Below are 23,174 nucleotides of genomic sequence, written 5' to 3' on the forward strand. Positions count from 1 at the left end.
CCATTTCGTGTCAACTCCACGGGAACGGCGAACTGCTCACCGGGTGCAGGCGACCGGCGGCGAACCGGGACAGCCGGAACGGTTCGAGAAGTGCTTGCGGCGCACCGAGGATCTCCTTCGCGACCAGGTCGCCGACGCCGATCATCTTGTAGCCGTGGTTCGAGTCGGCGATGACCGAGACGTTCTCCCCGACGGTGTCGAACACCGGGAAGCTGTCCGGGGTGAAGCAGCCGAGCCCGCCGGATGGCTCCCTGGACAGCAGGTGCGCCGTCCCTTCGAAGCGGCCGAGGCAGTGCGCCAGCGCGGCCGTCCACGTCCGCCCGAACCGCTCCCCCACGACGAACTCGGGGCTCGCCGGTCCGTACGGGTCGACGGCGACCTCGTCGTGCGGGCGGTCGACGCGGCTCGGCGCCGTGCCGCCCTGCACACCGCCGAAGTTCGCGTCCGGCTTGAAGTAGACACCCCACAGCGAATCCGTGACGAGTTCGCCGCGTTCGTCGTACAGGGGCGCGTCGCTGTCCATGTGGATGACCGGTGGCGCGGCTCCTCCCGCGTCGGCGAGGAAGTCCGGCGCCACCTTGAGGGTGCCCTCCTGCAACGCCCAGTAAGTCCACATCGGACTGTCGAAGACCGCGCCGCCGTCGAGCGGGATCCCGACCCGGTCCGGCTGGCCGAGCATCCGCCACACCTCGCGGATCCACGGCCCCGCCGCGACGACCACGTGCTCGCAGCGGATCTCCCCGGCGTCCGTCCTGACCGCGGTCACCGCGCCACCGGTCCTGCGCATCCCGCGGACCCGCACGCCTTCGACGATCCGGACGCCCTCCGCACGCGCCATGCGGGCGAGCCCGCGCACCGACGCCATGTTGTTCGCGTAACCGCCGCGCTTCTCGTGCAGGACGTTCGTGATCCCCTCGGCACGCCAATCCGGGAACAGCGCGCGCAAATACCGCCGCGTCGCGGAGGCGCCGTCGACGAACACCGACTCGTAGCCGATCCCGCGCTGTTCTTCGTGGATTCCCGCCACGTCCCCGGCCATGCACTCCGGCGAGATCTGCAAATAGCCGACCGGGTGGTAGGACAGCTCCCCGGCGTACTCCTCCCAGATCCGCACGGAATGCGCCATCAGCTCGCGCATCGCGGGCTGGAAGTAGTTGTTGCGCACCACGCCGCAGGCGATACCGGAGGCGCCGGCCCCGATCGCGGTCTTGTCGAGCACGACGATATCGGGGGTGCGGCCGAGTTTCCTGATTTTCCTGGCGAGGTGCCAGGCGGTGGAAAGGCCGTGCACGCCGGCGCCGACGACGACGTGGGTCGCCGAGTCCGGAATCGCGCTCGTGCGGTCGTCACCGGTCATGACGGGTCCTTTCGGGATCGGGTTGCTCACAGGTCCAGTGCGAGCGTCGCGCCACGAGCGCGGCTGACGCAGATCATCATGCAGTCGCCGCGCGCACGGTCCTCTTCGGACAGCACTGTGTCACGGTGGTCGGGCACGCCGTCGAGGACGCGTGCTTCGCAGGTGCCGCAGTACCCTTCCTCGCACGACGAGGCGACGCGCGGCAGCACCTCCCTGACCGAACCGAGCACGCTGCGGCCGGGCGGCACGGTGACCCGCTTGCCGGACCGCCGCAGTTCGACCTCGATCGGCTGGTCCGCATTGCCGGTAGCCGGTTCCGGGGTACCGGGGCGGAAGCGTTCGACCCGCAGCGAGCCGAGCATGCCGAGCCGGTCGCACTGCCGCTCCACCGCTGCCAGCAGTGGCGGCGGGCCGCAGCAGTACACCGCGGTCGACGAACCCGCCGCCGCCAGTGGCGAACCGAGATCGGGCAGGCCGAGTTCGTCCTGCGGCACGAGCGTCAGCCGCGGCCCGCCGAGCGCGCGCACCTCGTCAGTGAAGGCCATCGACCGCCGGGACCTTCCGCCATAGAGCAGCGCCCATCGTGCGTCGCGCGCGGCGGCCGCCCTGACCATCGGCAGGATCGGGGTGATCCCGATCCCGCCCGCGATGAACAGGTAGCGCGTAGCCGAGTCGTCCAGCGCGAAGTGGTTGCGGGGACCGCGAAAACCCAGTCGCGCACCCGGCACGGCCGTGCGGTGCAGTTCACGGGAGCCACCCCGGCCACCGGGTTCGTCGAGCACCGCGATCCGGTAGGTGTCCCGGTCGCCGGGGTCACCGCACAGCGAATACTCGCGCACGAGACCGGATCCGAGCACGACGCTGATGTGCGCGCCCGGCTTCCACGGCGGCAACGGGCCACCGCCGGGCGCGGTCAGTTCCACCGACAGCACGCCGTCGGCCACCGTCTCCGCCCGGCGGACCACTGCTTCCCCGTCCACGTCCGGCGCGCCGGCCTCGGTGGCGGGAATCGTCGAAGACCGCATACCTCGATCCAATCGGTCGATACTGGCCCGTCCTGGTCAGTCCGGTTCGGACTGGCGGAACCACCACTCGTGGAAGTCCGCGATGGAGTTCTCGGTGACCGGGGACAGCGGCCCCGGCAGGTAGCCGCGTGAGGAGACACCGGCGAAGTTCCGCTCGCACAGCTCCCAGTCCTGTTCGGACGTTTCCTTCCAGACCGCCACGACCTCGTCGGTGTCGTAGTCGACCCCCTCGGTCGCGCCACCGCGGACCAGGAACGTCACGTCGACGTCGGTGGTCCCCGCGTTCACCGGGGTCAGCCGGGTGGTCACCGCGTAATCGGCGTTCACGTGGCTCCACGAATTCGGGAGCGTCACGACGCGAACACTCCCCGTGCGCGGTCTCGTCAGCCTGCCCAGCAAGGGGGCGACAAGGCGGCCGGTGAGGCTTTCGGTTTCGAAACCGTCGCGAAGGGGCAGTCTCGCGACCCGGTAGAAATCCCCGCCCGGAAAGCTGACCTGCTTTTCCGACAATCCCTGCGCACGCCATTCTGCTCGTTGTCGCGCGAATTCTTCCTCGTATCCGGGGTCGATCCTGCCGTCCCCGTTCACCCCGAGCTCGTAATTCGAGAGGCAGAACTCGGGATGATTCGGACGGCAGTGGTAGCACTCGCGATTGTTTTCGATGAGCGTCTTCCAGTTCGCGGCCACCCGGTACCGGAATCGCGCGATCACCTCGGCCGAGTCGATCTCGTGCGGGCCGAGCTGGTCCGCGATCGCCGCCGCCGCGCCGTCGAACGGGGGCGGCTGCCCCGCGAAGCAGACGAACACCAGCCCGGCCGCCTCGCGCACGTGCACCGGGCGCAGACCGAGCTCGCCGCCGCACCGCTCGCGGAACCCCTCGCCCATGTCTCCCGCCGCGCGCAGGGCGCCGTCCAGGCCATAGGTCCAGGAGTGGTATCCGCACACGATCGTCCTCGCCCGGCCGCCACCATCGTCGAGCAGGCGCGATCCACGGTGACGGCAGACGTTGTGGTGCGCGTGCAGCACCGAGTCCGCGGTCCTGGTGAGCACGACCGACTCGCCGCCGACGCTCCACGCCGCGTACGCCCCCGCGGGCACTTCGGCCGAGGCCGCCACGAACAACCAGGTTCTCAGGAACACCCGTTCGATATCCGAGGCGAACACGTCCGCATCCGTGTAGGCGGCTCGCGGCAGCGAATAACCCGGCCGATGGTCTTCGCGGACGACACCGGAAACAATGTCACCGGCATCGGCATTCACTACGGTCATGAAACCCGTCCCAAACCCCGTTTCGGGCGGCTACTTCCGCCCTTGGCGTGCTGGCACGATTCATTGTGCGGGCCGATCGGCTCGGTGTATCGCATGCGGCATTGCGAAAAAGTGGTCGTTGCATAAGGATGACCTAATGGCTCTGGAGCTGCGGCAGCTGCGCTCGTTCATGGCGGTGGCGACGGAGCTGCACTTCAGCCGCGCGGCGCAGCGGCTGCACGTCAGCCAGTCGGCGCTGAGCCAGCAGGTCAGGGCGCTGGAGGACAACCTCGGCGCCGTGCTGTTCTCCCGCACCAGCCGGATGGTCGAGCTGACCCCGGCGGGCCAGGCGCTGTTCGAAGCCGCACCGAGGGTCCTGTTCGAGGCGGACCGGGCGGCCGAACGGGTCCGCAAGGCGGCCAGCGGGACGGCGGGCGTGCTGGTGATCGGCGCGGTCGGCACGGCGCTGGCCAGCATCGCGCCGCGGATCATGCGGGCGGTGTGGGAGGACGCGCCGGACCTCCGGCTCGAAGTCACCCAGATGGACACCGCGGCCCAGCTCGTCGCACTCGCCGAAAGCAGGCTGGACGTCGCACTCGTCCGCGAAGCGAGCCCCCATCCGGCGCTGCGGACCGAGCCGCTCGTCTCGGAACCGCTCATGGTCGCGCTGCCGGAGGACCACCGGCTGGCCTGCGACGAGCGGGTCCGCCCGGAGGACCTCGCCGGTGAGCCGTTCGTGCTGTGGCCGCGCCCGCTCGGCGCCGAGTTCTTCGACATCATCACCGGCTACTGCCGCGAACACGGGTTCAGCCCGCGCATCGTCGCCGAGGGCACCGATATCGAGACCCAGCTCGGCTTGGTGGCCAGCGGCATGGGCGTCTCGCTGCAGCCCGCGTTCTACGCGAACCTGCGGATGGTGGGCGTCGCCTTCCGCCCGCTGACGGGACCGGCCCCGCAGATCTCGCTGCAGGTCGCCTGGCGGCGCGACGACGCCTCGGCCGCGGTGCGGCGGTTCGTGACGGCGGCGCTCGCCGTCGCGCGGACCATCGAGTGATCAGGCGCCGGTCAGCGGCCTGCCATGCGGCGCCGGTGCGCGGGCCCGATCACCGTCGCGTTGACGGTTTCGGCGTCCCAGCTCGCGGTCTCGAGGTCGTCGACCTGCTCGACGAGCGCCTCGCCCGCCTGCGTGCTGACCACCACCACGTCACCGAGCGCGCCGTCCGCGCCGACGAGCACCACCCGCGCGCCGACGCGCCCGATGTTCTCGACGACCGCCTTCGACGGCTTGCCGTGCGCGGCGACGAACTGGCGCGCCGCGGTCACCTGACGCGCCGTGGGCACCTGGGGGGTCTCTTCGCTCTGCTCAGCCACGCGGACGATCCTAGCCACCTGGCGGCGCGAGCGCTGCGGCGCCGATCACGGGAACATGATCCGGTACCACCGGGTTGCACCGGAGAACAGTCGCTTGCGAAACGTGAGGAGGACGAATGCCCCAGGCAGTGCGGGTGACGAGGACCGGCGGTCCCGAGGTGCTGGACGTGGCCGAGACCGAGGTCGGCGCGCCGGGCGCCGGCGACCTGCTGGTCGACGTGGCCGCGGCGGGCGTCAACTACATCGACACCTACCAGCGCGAGGGCATCTACCCGATCGAGCTGCCGTTCACGCTCGGCCTGGAAGGCGCGGGGACGGTCGCCGAGATCGGCGCGGACGTCACCGGTTTCGCGGTCGGCGACCGGGTCGCCTGGCAGGGCGCGCTCGGCAGCTACGCGCAGCGCGCGCTCGTGCCCGCGGGCATCGCGGTGCGGGTGCCCGACCCGGTTTCGGACGAAGTCGCCGCCGCGACCCTGCTGCAGGGCGTCACCGCGCACTACCTGGTCGCGTCGACCTACCCCGTCTCCGACGGCGACACGATCCTCGTGCACGCCGCGGCGGGCGGCGTCGGGCTGCTGCTGATCCAGCTCGCGAAGGCGCGCGGCGCGCGCGTCATCGGAACCGTGTCCACCGAGGAGAAGGACCAGCTCGCGCGCGGCGCGGGCGCGGACGAGGTGATCCGGTACGACCGGGTCGACTTCGCCGAGGCCGTGCGGGAACTGACCGGCGGCGAAGGCGTCTCGGTGGTGTACGACGGCGTCGGCAAGTCCACTGTGGACGGCAGCCTGAAGAGCCTGAAGCGGCGCGGGCTGCTCGCGCTGTTCGGCGCGGCGAGCGGCGCGGTGCCGCCGATCGACCCCCAGCGCCTCAACGCGGGCGGCTCGCTGTACCTCACCAGGCCGACAGCCGCCGACTACACGGCCACCCGCGAGGAGCTCGACTGGCGCGCGAAGGACCTGTTCGACGCCGTCGCCGACGGCACGCTCGACATCCGGATCGGCGGGCGGTACCCGCTCGCCGATGTCCGCACCGCGCACGAGGACCTGCAGGGCCGCCGTACCACCGGCAAGCTCCTGCTCATCCCCTGACGGGTCACCGGGCACGATGCCCCGAAGGCGCCCTTCGGGGCATCTACGTCCCTGAGGGCGTCCTTCGGGGCATACGGGACCCCGGCGTTCACCTCGCGCACGAGGCCGAGATCGCGGCGGGGCGGCTCTGCTCCGGGGCGGACGCCCTGAAGGGAGCCTTCGGGGACTCTGGCGCCGCTAAGGCTTCCTTCAGGGGACCGCGAACCGCGTCCCGGCGGAGTCGCGAAGATCAGCCGACCTTGGCGGCGTCCACCACGAAGACCAGCGTCTCGTTCGGCTTGATCTGACCGCCGCCGGCGCCCTTCTCCTTGTAGCCGAGGTCCGGCGGGATGATCAGCAGGCGGCGGGCGCCCTGCTTGATCCCGACCAGGCCCTGGTCCCAGCCGGGGATGACGTCGCCGCCGCCGAGGTTCAGCTTGAAGGCCTCACCCCGGTCGTAGGAGTTGTCCTTGACCGCCTTGTCGGACCAGGTCACCAGCTCGTAGTTCATTTCGAGCTGGCTGCCTGCCTTGGCCTCCGCGCCGGTGCCCTGCTTGAGGTCCTTGCTCAGCAGCTTGGCAGGCGGCTTGCAGGTGTCCGGAATGGCGATCTCCGGCTTCTTACCGGGGTCCCCGGTGACCTTGATGTCGTCCGCGGTGCACTCCTTGCCCTGCGCTTCGGGCTGCGCGGTGACGCTCCCGGACGGCGGGGCCTGCGAGGCGGACGAGGGCGCTCCAGCCGGTGCCGGCGCGGACACGGTCGGGCCGGTGCCGGGCGCGTCCGGCGAAGGCTCCTCCGAGTTGGCGCAGGCACCCAGGCTCAGCGCGGCGGCGACGGCCGCGATCATGATCTTGCCAGCGTTACGCATGGCGCTCACCTTATCCGGGCGCCGGACCCGGCTCGCTCGCGGCCGAAAGTGCCGGTGCGAGGGGGCCGTCATGCACGATCCCGAGCCGTTTGGTGGCACGGGTCAGCGCGACGTAGAGATCGTTCCACCCCCGCGCCGAGCCCTTCGTGATCTCCTCCGGCGCGAACACCACCACCGCGTCGTATTCGAGTCCCTTCGCCTCTTCGACGGCCAGCACGGACAACCGCTCCGCCGCCGTGTCGAGCAGCGCGGCGAACGCGTCCCGGACGGCGCCGAGCCTGCCCTGCGGCACCAGCACCGCCACCGTGCCGCCGTCCACCGACGCCAGTTCGGATTCCGCGAACGTCGGCAGGTCCGCTTCGGCCGCCTCGGCACGCCACGGCCGGTTTCCGGTGTCGCGCACCGAAGTCGGCACGCTCAGCGCCGGGTCGACCTCGCGCAGCGCGACCGCGGCGAGCGCCATGACCTCCGACGGCGTCCGGTAGTTGACGGTCAGCTCGCGCAGCCGCCAGCGGTCCTCGACGTACGGGCTCAGCATCTCGTCCCACGAGGACGCGCCCGCCGGCGCGCCGGTCTGCGCGACGTCGCCGACGAGCGTCATCGACCGCGACGGGCAGCGCCGCATGAGCAGCCGCCAGTCCATCGGGGACAGCTCCTGCGCCTCGTCGACGATCACGTGCCCGAACGTCCAGTTCCGGTCCCGCGCCGCGCGCTGCGCCGCGGTGAGCGCGCTGCGGCGCTCCTGGCGCTCGGCGAACAGCTCCGCGTCGAGGATGTCACCGACGCGCAGGATCTCCTCGTCGGCGAGTTCGTCGTCCTGCTCCATGATGTGCAGCACGCCCTCGGCGTAGGCGCGCTCTTCGCGTTCCCGCTTGGCCTGCTTGGCTTTCTGGTCGGCATCGTCCTCGCCGAGCAGTTCGGCCAGCTCGTCGAGCAGCGGCATGTCCGCCGTGGTCCACGGCGACTTCGCCGCCCGCGCGAGCAAGCCGCGTTCGGCTTCGGTGAGCCACTCCCCCGCCGCCGACGCGATGCGTTCGGCCGAGGCGTAGAACTCGCGCAGGAACCGTTGCGGGGTCACGGTCGGCCACAGCGATTCGATCGCCTCGCGCACCTCGGGCGAGTTCGCCAGCTCGGCGCGGATCTCGTCCACGTCCCGGGTGTCGAGCACCGTGGCGTCCGTGGATTCCCCTTCCTCGAACGCGATTTCGGGCACGCCTTCGAAGAGGTCGACCTCGAGGTGCTCGGTCGCCTGCTCGGTCAGCGCGTCGACCACCGAGTCGGCGAAGACCCGGCGCGCCACGTTGTGCGGACGAAGGGTCGCGCGCGCCTTTTCACGGGCGCGTTCGGCGATCTCCCCGGTGATCCGCAACGTTTCGCTCTCGACCACGATCTCGATGACCTCGCCCGGAACGCGCTGGCTGTCCCGCACCGCTGCGGTGAGCACGTCCACCATCGTGACGCGGCCCTTCACCTCGGCCGTTTCGCGGGAATCGGTCCCCCGCGCGGTCGCTCCGGGGAACAGCCGGCCCGTGGTGGCCAGCAACACGCCCGTCTCGCCGAGCGACGGCAGCACCTGCCCGATGTAGCGCAGGAACGTGCTGTTCGGCCCCACCACGAGCACGCCGCGGCTCGCGAGCTGCTGGCGGTAGGTGTAGAGCAGGTACGCCGCGCGGTGCAGCGCCACCGCCGTCTTCCCGGTGCCGGGACCGCCCTGCACGACGAGCACCCCGCCGAGCTCGTCGCGGATGATCTGGTCCTGCTCGGCCTGGATCGTGGCGACGATGTCGCTCATCTCACCCGTGCGCTTGCGCTCGAGCGCGGCCAGCAGCGCCGCCTCGCCCGCGAGGCCGAGGTCGTGCCCCTGATCGGCGGCGCTCAGGTCGAGGATCTCGTCGTCGACGCCGACGACCTTCCTGCTCAGCGTGCGGATGTGCCGACGTCGCCGCACCCCTTCCGGCGAAGCCGCCGTGGCCAGGTAGAACGGCCGCGCGGCCGGTGCGCGCCAGTCGAGCAGCAACGGCTCGTAGTCGTGGTCCTCGTCGAACAGGCCGAGCCTGCCGACGTAGGTCGTCTCGTCGTCGTGGAAGTCGAGCCTGCCGAAGCACAGGCCCTGCTCGACGGAGCCGAGCTGCGCGAGCCGGTCCGAGTGGGTGCTGGTGGCGACGTCGCGTTCCGTGCGGGCCTGCGGGGTCCCGCCGGACTGGCCGAGCACCGCGTCGAGCCGGGTCTGGGCGAGTTCCCGTTCTTCGTCGAGCTTGGCGTACAACCCGCTGACGTACCGCTGTTCGCGGGTGACTTCGTCGGTCCCTGGTTCCCGGTCTGAGTGCTGCTGCGTCGGGGACACGGACAAGCCGGACCTACTTTCGGAGGTGGGAGGGTTCGTGGACGCTCAACGAACCTCATCGCGCCAGGATTCCCGGATGTAACACCTTTTTTTTCGGCCAATTACCCAGGTCACGGGCTTGACATCCGGCATGGGACAATGTCCTCAGGAGGACAGCTCACGCACAAACCCTTGCCACGCAAGCGCGGGAAGCACAAGTGCGGGCGAGGTGGGCGCCTTGGAGTCCCGTACCCCCACGGCGGCGGCAACGAAAGCCACCTCGACGCAATTGGCGCTGGAGTTGCTATAGCTGCTCTTGCGCCAGTCAGGCAGAAACGCCACCTCGACGCAGTTGGCGGTGTCGTCGCTGTAGCTGCTCTTGAACCAGCGGGGACTGGGGAGATCGCGCGGACTCATAGAGACATGATCCCATGCCCCCTCACGAAAGGCGTGCGGCAGCCGCCGCGATCAACTCCACGGATTCGTCCGGGCCATGGGACAGTTCGCCCAGGGTCGCCCACGCCTGCGTGTAGACATCGATGTGTTCTTCCTCGTCGAGGAACAGGCTTGAGACCGTGTTTTCCAGCAGCACGAGACTGGCTTCGTCGTCGTACTCCAGGATGGTGAACCCGCCCACGAAACCGGGATGCAGCCCTGCCTCGCGCGGAACCACCTGGATCGTGACGTGATCCTGTCCCGCACTATCAGCCAGCCTGCGTAGCTGGCGGGCCTGCGCGCCGGGTGAAGCGAACGGCTGTTCAAGGATGCTCTCGTTGAGGATCACCCGCAGCCGCAACGGTTCCGACCGAGAAAGCACGCCCTGGCGAGCCATCCGGCTGGCAACCCTGGCATCGACCTCGTCGGGCGACAGCCCGTTCCCTGTCGCCTGGATGATCGCCTTGGCGTACTCGGGAGTCTGCAACAGACCAGGAATCATCAGCGGCGCGTAGTCCTGGATACCGCTGGCTTCGTCTTCGAAGTCGACCCAGGTCTGCCAGTCGGCGGGCATGTTGGGCGCGGTCATGCGCAGCCAGCCGCGTTGCTCGGCGTGCCGGGCGATGTCCATGATCTCGACGCGCCGCCGCGCCGAGACGCGGTAGAAGTCGAGGATCTTCTCCAGATCGTCCAGGTAGAAGCCGATTTCGGCGTTCTCCATGCGGTTGACCTTGCTGGCCGACATCTCGGTCTGCCTGCTCACCTCGGCCGCGCTCAGCCCGCTGGCCGCCCGCAACCGGCGCAGCAGGATCGCCAGCCTGCGGGACTTCACCGAAGGACCGGCACGACGGGACACGCTCCACCTCCACGCTCGGGACTGGCGCCAGTCAACTCCACCGCGATGATCATAGCCAGCCCCCTCACTCTAACGAGGGATTGCCACCAAATCTGACGTACATCAATATTTGTCGGGACACTAGGCCAGTGAAGGGACCCTCATGGACGGCGACATCTCGGTGCTCACCCAGAACTCACCCCGGCGCGAGTGGCTCGTCCGCTGCTACGACAGCAACCTGCGGCTGGGTGTCTGCGCGGTCGAGGCCAACAACGGCGAGATCGCGATCGCCGGGCCGGACGACGAGTTCTTCACCCTGTCCCAGCACGACATCGTCGCATTCCAGAGCGCGTTGAACGCCGCCATCGCCCGAGCCGCACAAGACGTCGAGGCGGAGCAGTCCTGAACGCGATGCCCGTCAGAACGGCAGGCCGAGCGTCGGCAACCCGATCGCGGAGTCGACGGCCAGCGCCACGAACACGATCATCAGATAGGTGTTCGACCGGTGGAACAACGACATCGGGTTCGTCTTCTCCCCGCGCCGCACCGAGTTGTACAGGCTGTGCGCGTAGAACAGGAACCAGACGCCGGCCAGCGCCGCGAACGCCGTGTACAGCCAGCTCGTCGCGGGCGCCAGCAGCAGCGTCCAGGCCACCATCACCCACGAGTAGATGACGATCTGCTTCGCCACGTGCTGCGCGGTGGCCACCACCGGCAGCATCGGCACGCCCGCGCGCTCGTAGTCGTCGCGGTACTTCATCGCGAGCGCCCAGGTGTGCGGCGGCGTCCAGAAGAAGATGACGCCGAACATCACGAACGCCGGCCACTGCACCGTCCCGGTGACCGCGGCCCAGCCGATCACCACCGGCATGCAGCCCGCGGCACCGCCCCACACCACGTTCTGCGCGGTGCGCCGCTTCAGCACGAGCGTGTAGACGAAGATGTAGAACAGGATCGTCGCGATCGCGAGGATCCCGGCGAGCAGGTTCACCGCGAGGTACAGCACCGCGAACGAGGCGGCGCCGAGCACCAGCCCGAAGATCAGCGCGCCGCGGACCGGCACCGAGTCCCGCACGAGCGGGCGGCGCTTGGTGCGGTTCATCACCTTGTCGATATCGGCGTCGATCACGCAGTTGAGCGCGTTCGCGCTGCCCGCGGCCATCGTGCCGCCGACCAGCGTGACCAGCACCAGCCACGGCGACGGAATATCGCGCGCGGCAAGGAACATCGCCGGAATCGTGGTGACGAGCAGCAACTCGATCACCCTCGGCTTGGCGAGCGCGGTGTACGCGCCGACGACCTGGCGTACGGTTCGCCTGCCACCGCGCGGCTGTTCGGTCGGCGGGTGCACGGCGCTGGTGTCATCACTGCGGCCGTGCGCAGCGTTCACCAACGACACTCTCACTCCCTGCGTCAGGTTCGGGGCGGTGTGACGCCCGACAACTTCCGTGGCGGAGGCGGTACACCGAGCGGGCGGCAAGCCCGCAACCGATCGTAATCGGCGGTCCCGCGGTCCCCGTTCCGGGGTACCGGCGTGTTGCTGACCGATCGCGCGGGTACCCGAACCACTAGGCTGGCCGCGACGGTCTTGACAGTAGTCGCGTGGCCCTTCTGCGCGCAGGCCGGAGCGGGAATATCCTGCCTTCCGGATCGATTTAGACCAGTAGGCACAAGTCAGATCAACGCATGAAGACGGGGAGTTCGAGTTCAGTGTCAGAAACCGCCTCTACCAGCGAGAACAACCCATTGCTCCGACGCAACGTGCCTTCGGACTGGACCGAGACCGACACCCGCGCGGTCGACACCGTGCGGGTACTCGCGGCCGACGCCGTGGAGAACTGCGGCAGCGGCCACCCCGGCACCGCGATGAGCCTCGCGCCGCTGGCCTACACGCTCTTCCAGCGCGAGCTGCGGCACGACCCCGCCGACCCGGAGTGGCCCGCGCGCGACCGGTTCGTGCTGTCCGCGGGGCACAGCAGCCTGACCCTCTACATCCAGCTCTTCCTGGCCGGCTACGGCCTCGAGGTCGAAGACCTCAAGCAGCTGCGCAAGTGGGGCTCGAAGACCCCCGGCCACCCGGAGTACCGGCACACCCCCGGCGTCGAGACGACCACCGGCCCGCTCGGCCAGGGCCTGGCGAACGCGGTCGGCATGGCGATGGCGGCCCGCCGCGAGCGCGGCCTGCTCGACCCCGCCGCCGCCCCCGGCGAGAGCATCTTCGACCACAACATCTTCGTGATCGCCTCCGACGGCGACATCGAGGAGGGCGTCACCTCCGAGGCCTCGTCGATCGCCGGGCGCCAGGAGCTGGGCAACCTGATCGTCTTCTACGACGACAACAAGATCTCGATCGAGGACGACACCAACATCGCGCTGTCCGAGGACACCGCGAAGCGCTACGAGGCCTACGGCTGGCACGTCCAGGTCGTCGAGGGTGGCGAGGACGTCGTCGCGATCGAAGAGGCGATCGCGGCCGCGAAGGCCGAGACGCAGCGCCCGTCGTTCATCCTGCTGCGCACCGTCATCGGCTACCCCGCACCGACCAAAATGGACACCGGCAAGGCGCACGGCGCCGCGCTGGGCGCCGAAGAGGTCGCCGCCGTGAAGAAGGTCCTCGGCTTCGACCCCGAGCGCGACTTCCAGGTCGACGACGAGGTCATCGCGCACACCCGCAAGGCTGCCGAGCGCGGCAAGGCGGAGCGCGCGAAGTGGCAGGAGAAGTTCGAGGCGTGGGCCGCGGCGAACCCGGAGCGCAAGGCGCTCGCCGACCGCCTGTCCACCAGGACGCTGCCGGACGGCTGGGCCGACAACCTGCCGACCTGGGACGTCGACCCGAAGGGCGTCGCGACCCGCAAGGCCTCCGGCGCGGTGCTGTCCGCCGTCGCCGACGCGCTGCCCGAGCTGTGGGGCGGTTCGGCCGACCTCGCGGAGAGCAACAACACCACGATGAAGGGCGCCGACTCGTTCGGCCCCGAGAAGGCCTCCACCGACATGTGGCAGGCGAACCCGTACGGCCGCACCCTCCACTTCGGAGTGCGCGAGCACGCGATGGGCTCGATCCTCAACGGGATCGCGCTGCACGGCGGCACCCGTCCCTACGGCGCGACGTTCCTCATCTTCAGCGACTACATGCGGCCCCCGGTCCGCCTCGCCGCGCTGATGAAGGCGCCGGTGATCTACGTGTGGACGCACGACTCGATCGGCCTCGGCGAGGACGGCCCGACGCACCAGCCGATCGAGCAGCTCTCCGCGCTGCGCGCGATCCCCGGCCTCAACGTGGTCCGCCCCGCGGACGCCAACGAGACCGCGGCGGCGTGGAAGGCGGTGCTGGAGGACAACGAGCACCCGTCGGGTCTCGCGCTGACCCGGCAGAACCTGCCGGTGCTCGAAGGCACCAGCGCCGAGGGCGTCGCCAAGGGCGGGTACGTGCTCGCCGAGGCGTCCGGCGCCACCCCGGATGTGGTGCTGATCGCGACCGGCTCCGAGGTCCAGCTCGCCGTCGAGGCGCGCACGAAGCTCGAAGCGGACGGCGTGCCGACCCGGGTCGTGTCGATGCCGTGCGTCGAGTGGTTCGACGCGCAGAGCCAGGCCTACCGCGAGCAGGTGATCCCGTCCTCGGTGAAGGCGAGGGTCTCCGTGGAGGCCGGTATCGCGCAGCCGTGGCACAAGTTCGTCGGCGACCACGGCGAGACCGTTTCCATCGAGCACTTCGGCGCCTCCGCCGACTACCAGACCTTGTTCCGCGAGTTCGGTTTCACCGCGGACGCGGTCGTCGACGCGGCGCGCCGCTCGCTCACCAAGACCAAGAACTCCTGACCTCAAAAGGGGATGAAGCAGTCATGAGCACTACAGACCGGCTCGGCCAGCTTTCCGGCGCGGGCGTCTCGATCTGGCTCGACGACCTCTCAAGGGAGCGCCTGAACTCCGGCAACCTCGCCGGGCTCATCCGCGACAAGCACGTCGTCGGCGTCACCACGAACCCGACGATCTTCGCCAACGCGCTCGCCGACGGCGAGGCCTACGACGAGCAGGTCCGCGAGCTCGCGGCCAGGGGCGCCGGGCTCGACGCCACCGTGCGCGAGCTCACCACGACCGACGTCCGCAACGCGGCCGACCTCTTCCGCGACGTCTACGCCGCCACCGACGGCGTGGACGGCAGGGTCTCGATCGAGGTCGACCCGCGGCTGGCGAAGGACACCGACAAGACCGTCGCCGAGGCGCAGGACCTCTGGAAGACCGTGGACCGGCCCAACCTGCTGGTGAAGATCCCCGCGACGGAGGAAGGCCTCCCCGCGATCACCCGCACGCTCGCCGAGGGCATCAGCGTCAACGTCACGCTGATCTTCTCCGTCGAGCGGTACGAAGCGGTGATCGACGCGTTCTTCGCCGGACTGGAGCAGGCGAAGGCGAACGGCCACGACCTCAAGGGCATCCACTCCGTCGCGTCGTTCTTCGTGTCCCGTGTGGACGCCGAGGTCGACAAGCGGCTGGAGGCCATCGGCACCGAAGAAGCAAAAGCCCTGCGCGGCAAGGCGGCGATCGCCAACGCGCTGCTCGCCTACGACGCCTTCGAGAAGAAGTTCGCGACCGACCGCTGGACGGCCCTGGCAGCCGACGGCGCCAACGCACAGCGTCCACTGTGGGCATCCACCGGCGTGAAGAGCCCGGAGTACTCCGACACCCGCTACGTAGACCAGCTCGTGGTCCGCGACACGGTGAACACCATGCCGGAGAAGACGATGGACGCCACCGCGGACCACGCCGAGATCACCGGTGACACGGTGTCCGGCAAGGGCGCCGAGGCGCAGCGGGTGTTCGACCAGCTCTCCGCGGTGGGCATCGACATCACGGACGTCTTCCTCACGCTCGAAAACGAGGGCGTGGAGAAGTTCGAGAAGTCGTGGAGCGATCTCCTGGAGTCCGTCACCGGCCAGCTCGACAAGGCGAAGGGCTGAACCAGGACCATGGCAGGCGACGAAACGGCAGGGCAGGAAACCGGCGTCGAGATCGTCGACGCCGCGCTGGAAGGAAAAGCGGCCGAGCTGGTCGCGAAGCTGGTCGAGGACGGTGCCGCGTCGAAGCTCGCCGCGCAGGACGCCACGCTGTGGGGACCCGACGCGGAATCCGAGGCGTCGATCCGGCTGTCCTGGACCACGCTGCACAAGAGTTCGCGCCCGCTGATCGGCGAGATCGAGGCGCTGCGCACGGAACTGCAGGCCGAGGGCGTCGACCGGGTGGTGCTGGCCGGGATGGGCGGCTCCTCGCTCGCGCCCGAGGTGATCACCGGGACCGATCAGGTCCCGTTGACCGTGCTCGACACGACCGACGCCGGTCAGGTCTCCGACGCGCTCGCGGGTGATCTCGACCGGACCGTGATCGTGGTGTCGTCCAAGTCGGGCGGCACCGTGGAGACCGACAGCCACCGCAGGATCTTCGCGAAAGCGTTCTCGGACAACGGGATCGACGCCGCGAGCAGGATCGTCGTGGTGACCGACCCCGGCTCACCGCTCGCGGAGCTGGCCGGGAAAGAGGGCTACCGCAAGGTGTTCCTCGCCGATCCGAACGTAGGTGGCCGGTACTCGGCGCTCACCGCGTTCGGGCTGGTGCCCGCCGGTCTCGCGGGCGCGGATGTGGCGCGGCTGCTCGACCAGGCCGCGCTCGCGGCCGGATCGCTCGGCACCGACTCCCCCGAGAACCCGGCGGTGCGGCTCGCCGCGGCGCTGGGCGCGGCGCACGCCGACGGGGCGGAGAAGGTCGTCCTCGCCGACACCGGGTCCGGTATCGCGGGCTTCGCCGACTGGGCCGAGCAGCTCATCGCCGAGTCCACCGGCAAGCAGGGCACCGGGCTGCTGCCGGTGGCCGTCGAAGGCCCGGACGCACCGGGCTTCACCGACGCACGCGCCGACGCCACCCCGGTGGCGATCGGGCCCGCCGACGGCAACGCCAAGATCGCCACCACCGGCTCGCTCGGCGCGCAGATGCTGCTGTGGGAGTTCGCGACCGCGCTCGTGGGCAGGCTGCTCGGGATCAACCCGTTCGACCAGCCCGACGTCGAGGCCGCGAAAAAGGCCGCACGGTCCCTTTTGGACAACCCAGCCGCGCTCGAAGGCGGCGCGGAACCGTCCTCTGTGGATGGTGCGGTGGCGGTCCACCCGTCCGACGGGGTCACCGGCACCGGCTCGCTCGGCGAGATCGTCAAGGCGTTCCTGGGCTCCGCGCCGGAAACCGGCTACATCGCGGTGCAGGCCTACCTCGACCGGCTCGACGACGCCTCGGCCGCGCTGCTGCGCACCGAGATCGCGAAGCGGACCGGCCGCCAGACCACCTTCGGCTGGGGTCCCCGGTTCCTGCACTCGACCGGCCAGTACCACAAGGGCGGCCACCAGAACGGGATCTTCCTCCAGGTCACCGGCGCGGTCGAAGCCGATCTCGCGGTGCCGGACCGGCCGTACACGCTCGGCCAGCTCCAGCACGCGCAGGCACTCGGGGACGGCCAGGTCCTCGCCGAGCACGGCAGGCCCGTGCTGCGCCTGCACTTCACCGACCGCGCCGCCGGGCTCGCCCAGCTGATCTCGGCGATCCAGGAGGCGGTCAAGTGAGCAGGCAGTGGACGAACCCACTGCGGGACCCGCGTGACAAGCGGCTGCCCAGGATCGCGGGGCCGTCCGGCCTGGTGATCTTCGGGGTCACCGGCGACCTGTCCCGCAAGAAGCTGATGCCCGCGATCTACGATCTCGCGCACCGGGGACTGCTGCCCGCCGGGTTCTCGCTCGTCGGGTTCGCCCGCCGGGACTGGGAGCACCAGGACTTCGGCGAACTGGTGCACGACTCGGTCGCCGAGCACGCCCGCACCCCGTTCCGCGAGTCGGTCTGGAACCGGCTCGCGGAGGGGATCCGGTTCGTGCAGGGCAGTTTCGACGACGACGACGCCTTCGACCGGCTCGCGCAGACGGTCAGGGACCTCGACGCCGAGCGCGGCACGGGCGGGAACACGGCGTTCTACCTGTCGATCCCGCCCGGCGCGTTCCCGGTGGTCACCAAGCAGCTCGCCAGGTCCGGCCTGGCGAACGCGGACGAGGACACCTGGCGCAGGGTCGTCATCGAGAAGCCGTTCGGCCACGACCTGAAGAGCGCCAAGGAGCTCAACGGGATCGTCAACGACGTCTTCCCCGAGGAGTCGGTGTTCCGCATCGACCACTACCTCGGCAAGGAGACCGTGCAGAACATCCTGGCGCTGCGCTTCGCCAACCAGATGTTCGAGCCGGTGTGGAACGCCAACTACGTCGACCACGTGCAGATCACCATGGCCGAGGACATCGGCCTCGGCGGCCGCGCGGGGTACTACGACGGCATCGGCGCCGCTCGCGACGTCATCCAGAACCACCTGCTGCAACTGCTCGCCTTCACCGCGATGGAGGAGCCGCTGTCCTTCGAGCCGCGCGCGCTGCGGGCGGAGAAGGTGAAGGTGCTGGCCGCGACGAAGCCGATCGAACCGCTGGACCAGACCACCGCGCGCGGGCAGTACTCGGGCGGCTGGCAGGGCGGCACGAAGGTGCCCGGCCTGTTGCAGGAAGGCGGGTTCGCGAAGGACTCCAAGACCGAGACCTACGCGGCGGTGACGCTGGGCGTGCACAACCGCCGGTGGGCCGGGGTGCCGTTCTACCTGCGCACCGGCAAGCGGCTCGGGCGCAGGGTCACCGAGATCGCGATCGTGTTCAAGCGCGCGCCGCACCTGCCGTTCGACTCCACGGCCACCGAGGAACTGGGCCAGAACGCGCTGGTGATCCGGGTACAGCCGGACGAGGGCGTGACACTGCGGTTCGGCTCGAAGGTGCCCGGCACCACGATGGAGGTCCGCGACGTCACGATGGACTTCGGCTACGGCCACGCGTTCACCGAGTCCTCGCCGGAGGCCTACGAGCGGCTGATCCTGGACGTGCTGCTCGGCGAGCCGTCGCTGTTCCCGGTCAACGAAGAGGTCGAGCTGTCCTGGAACATCCTCGACCCGATCCTCGACCACTGGGCCAAGAAGGGCGAGCCGGAGACCTATCCCCCCGGCTCGTGGGGACCACCGTCGGCCGACGAGATGCTGGCACGCGACGGCCGGAACTGGAGGCGTCCGTGATCATCGATCTGCCATCCACCACGACTTCGCAGCTCAACAAGAAGATGGTCGAACTGCGCGAGCGCGGCGGCGCCGTGGCGCTGGGCAGGGTGCTCACCCTGGTCATCGTCGCGGACGACGACGACAAGCTCGAAGAGGCCATCGACGCCGCCAACGAAGCGAGCCGCGAGCACCCGTCCCGGGTGATCGTGGTCGCGAAGGGTTCGCGGACCGCGGCGGCGAGGATCGACGGCCAGATCAGGGTCGGCGGTGACGCGGGCGCCAGCGAGGTGATCGTGCTGCGCCTGTACGGGCCGCTCGCCGCGCAGGGGCAGAGCGCGGTCGTGCCGCTGCTGCTGCCGGACGCGCCGATCGTCACCTGGTGGCCCGGCACCGGCCCGAAGGCGCCGGCGAAGGACCCGCTCGGCGAGCTGGCGCAGCGGCGGATCACCGACTCCGCCGCCGAGCGCAACCCGATCAGGGCGCTCACCACCCGCTCGAAGTCCTATGTGGAGGGTGACACCGACCTGGCGTGGACGCGGCTGACGCACTGGCGCGCCCAGCTCGTGTCGGCGCTCGACCTCCCGCCGTACGAGAAGGTGCAGTCGGCGACCGTGACCGGCGAGGCGGACTCCCCGTCCACCGAACTGCTCGCGGGCTGGCTCGCGGCCTACCTGAAGGTGCCGGTCAAGCGCGTCAAGACGAGCAGCGCGCAGGGCATCGTGTCGGTTTCGCTCGAACGCCGGTCCGGCACGGTGGAGCTGCACCGGCCCGACGGCCGCGTCGGCATGCTGACCCAGCCGGGCCAGCCGACGAGGCGGATCGCGCTGCAGCGCAGGGACACCAAGGACTGCCTGGTGGAGGAGCTGCGCAGGCTCGACCCGGACGAGATCTACGAAGCCTCGCTCGGCGGGCTCGGCAAGTTCGCCGCGGGGACCGCGAAGGCGACCGCCCCGAAGTCGAGCGCGACGAAGAAGAAGCCCACCACCACCACGCCCGCGGCCGCCGCGGCCGCGGCCCCGGCCGGAAAGGGCAAGTCGTGAGCAAGACCGAGGTCGTCGTCTACGCGAACACCGAGCTGCTCGCCGCCGCGGCGGCGGCGAGGCTGGTCACCAAGCTGGTCGACGTGCAGGCGGCCAAGGGGTCCGCGTCGCTCGTGCTCACCGGCGGCGGTACCGGGATCGCGGTGCTGGAGCAGCTCCGCGACTCCCCCGCGCGCGACGCCGTCGACTGGTCGCGGCTGGACGTCTACTGGGGCGACGAGCGGTTCGTCCCCGCGGACAGCGACGACCGCAACGAGAAGCAGGCACGCGAGGCGCTGCTCGACCACGTGCCGCTGGACCCGGCGCGGGTGCACGCGATGGCGCCGTCGGACGGCGAGTTCGGCGACGACCCGGAGGCGGCCGCCGCGGCGTACGCGGAGGTACTGGCGAAGAACGCGAAGCCGGAGGACCACGGCGACGTGCCGTCGTTCGACATCACGCTGCTCGGCCTCGGCGGCGAGGGGCACACCGCGTCGGTGTTCCCGGAATCGCCCGCGGCGTACGAGGCCGAACGGACCGTGGTGGCCGTGCGGAACTGCCCGAAACCGCCGCCGACCCGGGTCTCGCTGACCCTGCCGACGATCAGGCGCTCGCACGACGTGTGGCTGATGACCGGGGGCGAAGCGAAGGCCGACGCGGTGGCGCTGGCGCTCTCCGGTGCGGGCGAAGTGCAGCTGCCGGTCGCGGGCGCCCGCGGTCAGCGGCGGACGCTGTGGCTGCTCGACCGGGCCGCCGCCGGCAAGCTCACCAAGGTGTACCGCCCCCCGATCTCCTGACCGCTCGGTTTTCCACCCGCGATGGCACTTCGCTAAATACGCGGGCGTACGGGGGGCTGTTCATGCGCGTCGATTCAGGCGACTGGGTGGCGGACGTATGAGGCCCTCCGCCCTGAAGGACGCCTTCGGGGAATCTGACGCCGCATTCTCGCCCCTCACGGCGCGGAGCATGCCGGGGCTGATGCCCCGAAGGTGCCCTTCACGGCATCAGATTCCCCCAGGGGCACCTTCAGCTCATGAGCGCGGGAGCGGAGCAGATCGCGCGAGCGGGGCAGGCTCGTGAGGGCCGCATTCGCGGCGGTGAGGCCCCATTAGGCCGCTTCCAGGCATGCGGGCCCGTCATCCCGTTCGCGCATGCCCTGAAGGTGACCTTCGCGGCGTCCATGCCCCCAAGGTGCCCTTGAGGGCATAAGCGCTGCCACGGCGCCCGCCGCGAGGGCCGGGTTCGCGGCGTCAGATTCCCCGAAGGCCGCCTTCAGGGCGTTGACGGATCCCACCCCGCCCGATCACCCGGCCTGAACGTCCGCCACATCGCGGCCATCTTGACTAGTGAGCTTCTCACTAGTACGTTCATCACTATGAGTCCGGTGAAGCGTCCCTCTCCGCTCTTGTTCGTCGTGCTCGGGCTGCTGCTCGAAGCTCCGATGCACCCGTACGAGATGCAGCGCCTGCTGAAGGAGCGCCGCAAGGAACGGGTCGTCGCACTCGACCAGCGAAGCAGCTTTTACCAGGCGATCACGCGGCTCGAACGGGACGGGCTGATCGAGGTGAGCGAGGTCGTGCGGGATCCGGCGCGACCGGAGCGAACCGTCTACGCGATCACCGCGCTCGGCCGCACGACGTTCCAGGACTGGCTGCGCACCATGCTTTCCGCGCCGAGGGACGTCTTCCCGGAGTTCCCGGTGGCGATCGCGTACCTGCCCCTGCTCGACGTCGAGGATGCGCTTTCCCTGTTGGAGACGCGGCGCGAAGCGCTCCAAGCACGGCTCGCCGACACCGAGCGGGCGCTGTCGGAGGGCAAGGCGGCCCTCCCCCGGCTCATGCTGCTCGAAGAAGAGGTCCAGCGCGCCGTCGTCGCGGCGGAGCTGGACTGGCTCGATTCCCTGATCGACGACATCCGCGGCGGTGAGCTGACCTGGTCGGCCGAGCTGGTCGCCGCGGAGATCGCGCGGCTCAGTCCGCCGAGCGCCGACTGACCCACTTTCGTTTTCCCGCACCGAACACCTGGGGAGCCCTGTCATGCCCGAAAAACCCTTCCACGTCCTGATCATCGGCGCCGGCACCGGCGGGATGGCGCTGGCGCACGCGCTCAAGAACAACGGCGTGAGCGTCGCCGTCTACGAACGCGACCGCACGCGCGTCGACTTCCTGCAGGGCCATCGCGTCGGCATCAACCCGGAGGGCACACGGGCGCTGCGGGCATGCCTGTCGCCCGAACTGTTCGACACCTTCGTCGCGACCTGTGCCGCGCCGATGCGTCGCGGCAACCTCTACACCGAGAAGCTGACCGAGCTGATCTCGCTCGAGTTCCCGCTCGACCGCGACGCGCTGGACAGCGAGAAGTCCGTCAGCCGCGTGACGCTGAAACAGCTCCTGCGCACCGGCGTCGACGACATCCTGCACTTCGGCAAGTACTTCACCCACTACGAGCACGAAGCCGACGGCCGGATCACCGCGCACTTCGAGGACGGCTCCACCGCGACCGGCGACGTGCTCGTCGCCGCGGACGGCACCCGGTCCCGCGTGCGCGAGCAGTACCTCCCGCACGCCACGCTCGACGACGCCGAGATGGCCGGCGCCGCGGGGAAGGTGCCGCTCGACGACGAGGTCCGCGCACTGCTCCCGCCGCACATGACCGAGGGCATGTCGATCATCCTCGCGCCGCGCGGCCGGTTCTTCATCCTGCACACCATGGAGTTCCCGTGGGACGAGCACCGGAGGCCGAAGAACGGCATCGGCGAGCAGGACGCCGACCTGCTCGCCGCGTGGCCTGGCCTGCAGTTCGACAACACCACCGACCACCTGATCTGGGGCATCGCGCTGCCACCGGGGCTCAGCCCGGCCGGGCTCGCGGAGGCAGCGGGCGAAGAGGTCATCGAGATCGCGAAGGAGATGGCGGCGGGCTGGTCCCCGGTGCTGCACCGGCTCTTCGAGCTGAGCGATCCCACCACCTGCGCGGTGTCCACCCGCCAGTCGACCTCGGTGCCGGTCCCGGCATGGGAAACCAGCACGGTGACGCTGCTCGGCGACGCGATCCACACCATGACGCCCGGCCGCGGCGTCGGCGCGAACACCGCGCTCAAGGACGCCCGGCTGCTCGCCGAGCGGCTCGTCGCGGCGCACCGGGGCGAAACCGGGCTCGTCGAGGGCATCCACGAGTACGAGGCGCAGATGATCGAGTACGGGTTCGACGCGGTCCGCGAGTCGCTGAAGTTCTACGGCAAGGACAACCCGCTCAACGGCCGCGTCGGCGGCAGGACGCTGCTCGCCCTGTTCCGCGGCGGCGCCAGGACGGTCCAGGCGCTCCCCCCGCTGAAGCGCAAACTGGTCCACCGCATGCTCGCCGGCCGCGGCGCGCGCACACCGGACCGGCCAGGCCGGTCATCCACCCGCTGAACGCGGCAAGCGGGCTGTCGATCGCTTGGCGAGGCAGCGCCGCGCAGCCGATCGGCGCGACGTGCCGCCCACGGTGTCGTGCCCTCGTGCGCTGTGGTGTCCGGGT

At 70.1% G+C, this 23,174-nt stretch carries 21 protein-coding genes; 12 read left to right on the forward strand and 9 right to left on the reverse strand.

Annotated elements, in window-relative coordinates:
* Positions 1-10 precede the first annotated feature (10 nt).
* The 3 genes from ABD256_RS29585 to ABD256_RS29595 are packed head-to-tail and all read right to left on the reverse strand — an operon-like array spanning position 11 to position 3,651.
* Positions 11-1,357 carry an NAD(P)/FAD-dependent oxidoreductase gene (locus tag ABD256_RS29585; protein ID WP_344426173.1) on the reverse strand — a complete coding sequence of 449 codons (1,347 nt, stop codon included), beginning with the start codon at positions 1,355-1,357 and terminating at the stop codon, positions 11-13.
* A 26-nt stretch (positions 1,358-1,383) separates the two neighbouring features.
* Positions 1,384-2,382, reverse strand: a complete 999-nt coding sequence (locus ABD256_RS29590) for a PDR/VanB family oxidoreductase (protein WP_344426176.1) — start codon at positions 2,380-2,382, stop codon at positions 1,384-1,386.
* A gap of 36 nt (positions 2,383-2,418) precedes the next feature.
* Positions 2,419-3,651: an aromatic ring-hydroxylating oxygenase subunit alpha gene (locus ABD256_RS29595; RefSeq protein WP_344426179.1), complete on the reverse strand. Its 1,233-nt coding sequence runs from the start codon at positions 3,649-3,651 to the stop codon at positions 2,419-2,421.
* A gap of 136 nt (positions 3,652-3,787) precedes the next feature.
* On the opposite strand from ABD256_RS29595, the gene ABD256_RS29600 reads away from it, so the two are divergent.
* Entirely contained in the window at positions 3,788-4,684 is an 897-nt protein-coding gene (locus tag ABD256_RS29600; RefSeq protein ID WP_344426182.1) for a LysR family transcriptional regulator, read from the forward strand.
* Positions 4,685-4,695: 11 nt separating this feature from the next.
* Here ABD256_RS29600 and ABD256_RS29605 read toward each other — a convergent pair whose 3' ends face one another.
* A complete protein-coding gene (locus ABD256_RS29605; protein WP_344426184.1) occupies positions 4,696-5,001 on the reverse strand; it encodes a hypothetical protein in 306 nt (101 codons plus the stop codon).
* 116 nt (positions 5,002-5,117) lie between these two features.
* On the opposite strand from ABD256_RS29605, the gene ABD256_RS29610 reads away from it, so the two are divergent.
* Positions 5,118-6,089: a quinone oxidoreductase family protein gene (locus ABD256_RS29610; RefSeq protein ID WP_344426187.1), complete on the forward strand. Its 972-nt coding sequence runs from the start codon at positions 5,118-5,120 to the stop codon at positions 6,087-6,089.
* A gap of 229 nt (positions 6,090-6,318) precedes the next feature.
* Here the strand turns inward: ABD256_RS29610 and ABD256_RS29615 are convergent, their stop codons facing one another.
* The 4 genes from ABD256_RS29615 to ABD256_RS29630 form a co-directional block, all read right to left on the reverse strand.
* Positions 6,319-6,936: an FKBP-type peptidyl-prolyl cis-trans isomerase gene (locus ABD256_RS29615; protein ID WP_344426190.1), complete on the reverse strand. Its 618-nt coding sequence runs from the start codon at positions 6,934-6,936 to the stop codon at positions 6,319-6,321.
* Positions 6,937-6,946: 10 nt separating this feature from the next.
* Positions 6,947-9,286, reverse strand: coding sequence for an AAA family ATPase (locus tag ABD256_RS29620; protein WP_344426193.1), 2,340 nt, complete (start codon positions 9,284-9,286; stop codon positions 6,947-6,949).
* 138 nt (positions 9,287-9,424) lie between these two features.
* A complete protein-coding gene (locus ABD256_RS29625) occupies positions 9,425-9,676 on the reverse strand; it encodes a DUF397 domain-containing protein (protein WP_344426196.1) in 252 nt (83 codons plus the stop codon).
* 22 nt (positions 9,677-9,698) lie between these two features.
* Positions 9,699-10,457, reverse strand: a complete 759-nt coding sequence (locus tag ABD256_RS29630) for a DUF5753 domain-containing protein (RefSeq protein WP_344426269.1) — start codon at positions 10,455-10,457, stop codon at positions 9,699-9,701.
* Here ABD256_RS29630 and ABD256_RS29635 point away from each other — a divergent pair.
* The gene (locus tag ABD256_RS29635) at positions 10,414-10,599 is read left to right on the forward strand and encodes a hypothetical protein (protein WP_344426280.1); all 186 of its coding nucleotides are present in this window, start codon (positions 10,414-10,416) and stop codon (positions 10,597-10,599) included. The two genes, ABD256_RS29630 and ABD256_RS29635, sit on opposite strands and share 44 nt — an antisense overlap.
* A 93-nt stretch (positions 10,600-10,692) precedes the next feature.
* Positions 10,693-10,935: a hypothetical protein gene (locus ABD256_RS29640; RefSeq protein WP_344426199.1), complete on the forward strand. Its 243-nt coding sequence runs from the start codon at positions 10,693-10,695 to the stop codon at positions 10,933-10,935.
* Positions 10,936-10,947: 12 nt separating this feature from the next.
* On the opposite strand, the gene ABD256_RS29645 is transcribed toward ABD256_RS29640, so the two are convergent.
* Complete coding sequence (locus tag ABD256_RS29645) at positions 10,948-11,928, reverse strand: heme o synthase (protein ID WP_344426201.1); 981 nt, start codon at positions 11,926-11,928, stop codon at positions 10,948-10,950.
* A 311-nt stretch (positions 11,929-12,239) separates the two neighbouring features.
* Here ABD256_RS29645 and tkt point away from each other — a divergent pair, with 311 nt between their 5' ends.
* The 8 genes from tkt (at position 12,240) to ABD256_RS29685 (ending at position 23,068) form a co-directional block, all read left to right on the forward strand.
* Entirely contained in the window at positions 12,240-14,345 is a 2,106-nt protein-coding gene (gene tkt, locus ABD256_RS29650) for a transketolase (protein ID WP_344426203.1), read from the forward strand.
* Between the two features lie 23 nt (positions 14,346-14,368).
* Entirely contained in the window at positions 14,369-15,484 is a 1,116-nt protein-coding gene (gene tal, locus ABD256_RS29655) for a transaldolase (RefSeq protein ID WP_344426206.1), read from the forward strand.
* A 9-nt stretch (positions 15,485-15,493) separates the two neighbouring features.
* Positions 15,494-17,128, forward strand: a complete 1,635-nt coding sequence (locus tag ABD256_RS29660) for a glucose-6-phosphate isomerase (protein WP_344426209.1) — start codon at positions 15,494-15,496, stop codon at positions 17,126-17,128.
* The gene (gene zwf, locus ABD256_RS29665) at positions 17,125-18,654 is read left to right on the forward strand and encodes a glucose-6-phosphate dehydrogenase (RefSeq protein ID WP_344426212.1); all 1,530 of its coding nucleotides are present in this window, start codon (positions 17,125-17,127) and stop codon (positions 18,652-18,654) included. Before ABD256_RS29660 ends, zwf begins: the two co-directional genes overlap by 4 nt.
* Positions 18,651-19,676 (forward strand): glucose-6-phosphate dehydrogenase assembly protein OpcA, encoded by a 1,026-nt coding sequence (gene opcA / locus ABD256_RS29670; RefSeq protein ID WP_344426215.1) that lies wholly within the window; start codon positions 18,651-18,653, stop codon positions 19,674-19,676. Before zwf ends, opcA begins: the two co-directional genes overlap by 4 nt.
* A complete protein-coding gene (gene pgl / locus ABD256_RS29675) occupies positions 19,673-20,452 on the forward strand; it encodes a 6-phosphogluconolactonase (RefSeq protein WP_344426218.1) in 780 nt (259 codons plus the stop codon). The genes opcA and pgl overlap by 4 nt, the downstream gene beginning before the upstream one ends.
* A 587-nt stretch (positions 20,453-21,039) precedes the next feature.
* Positions 21,040-21,648 (forward strand): PadR family transcriptional regulator, encoded by a 609-nt coding sequence (locus ABD256_RS29680; protein WP_344426221.1) that lies wholly within the window; start codon positions 21,040-21,042, stop codon positions 21,646-21,648.
* 43 nt (positions 21,649-21,691) lie between these two features.
* Positions 21,692-23,068, forward strand: coding sequence for an FAD-dependent oxidoreductase (locus tag ABD256_RS29685; protein ID WP_344426224.1), 1,377 nt, complete (start codon positions 21,692-21,694; stop codon positions 23,066-23,068).
* Positions 23,069-23,174 lie beyond the last annotated feature (106 nt).

It is taken from the genome of Amycolatopsis minnesotensis (genome assembly GCF_039529815.1).
Classification (GTDB): domain Bacteria; phylum Actinomycetota; class Actinomycetes; order Mycobacteriales; family Pseudonocardiaceae; genus Amycolatopsis; species Amycolatopsis minnesotensis.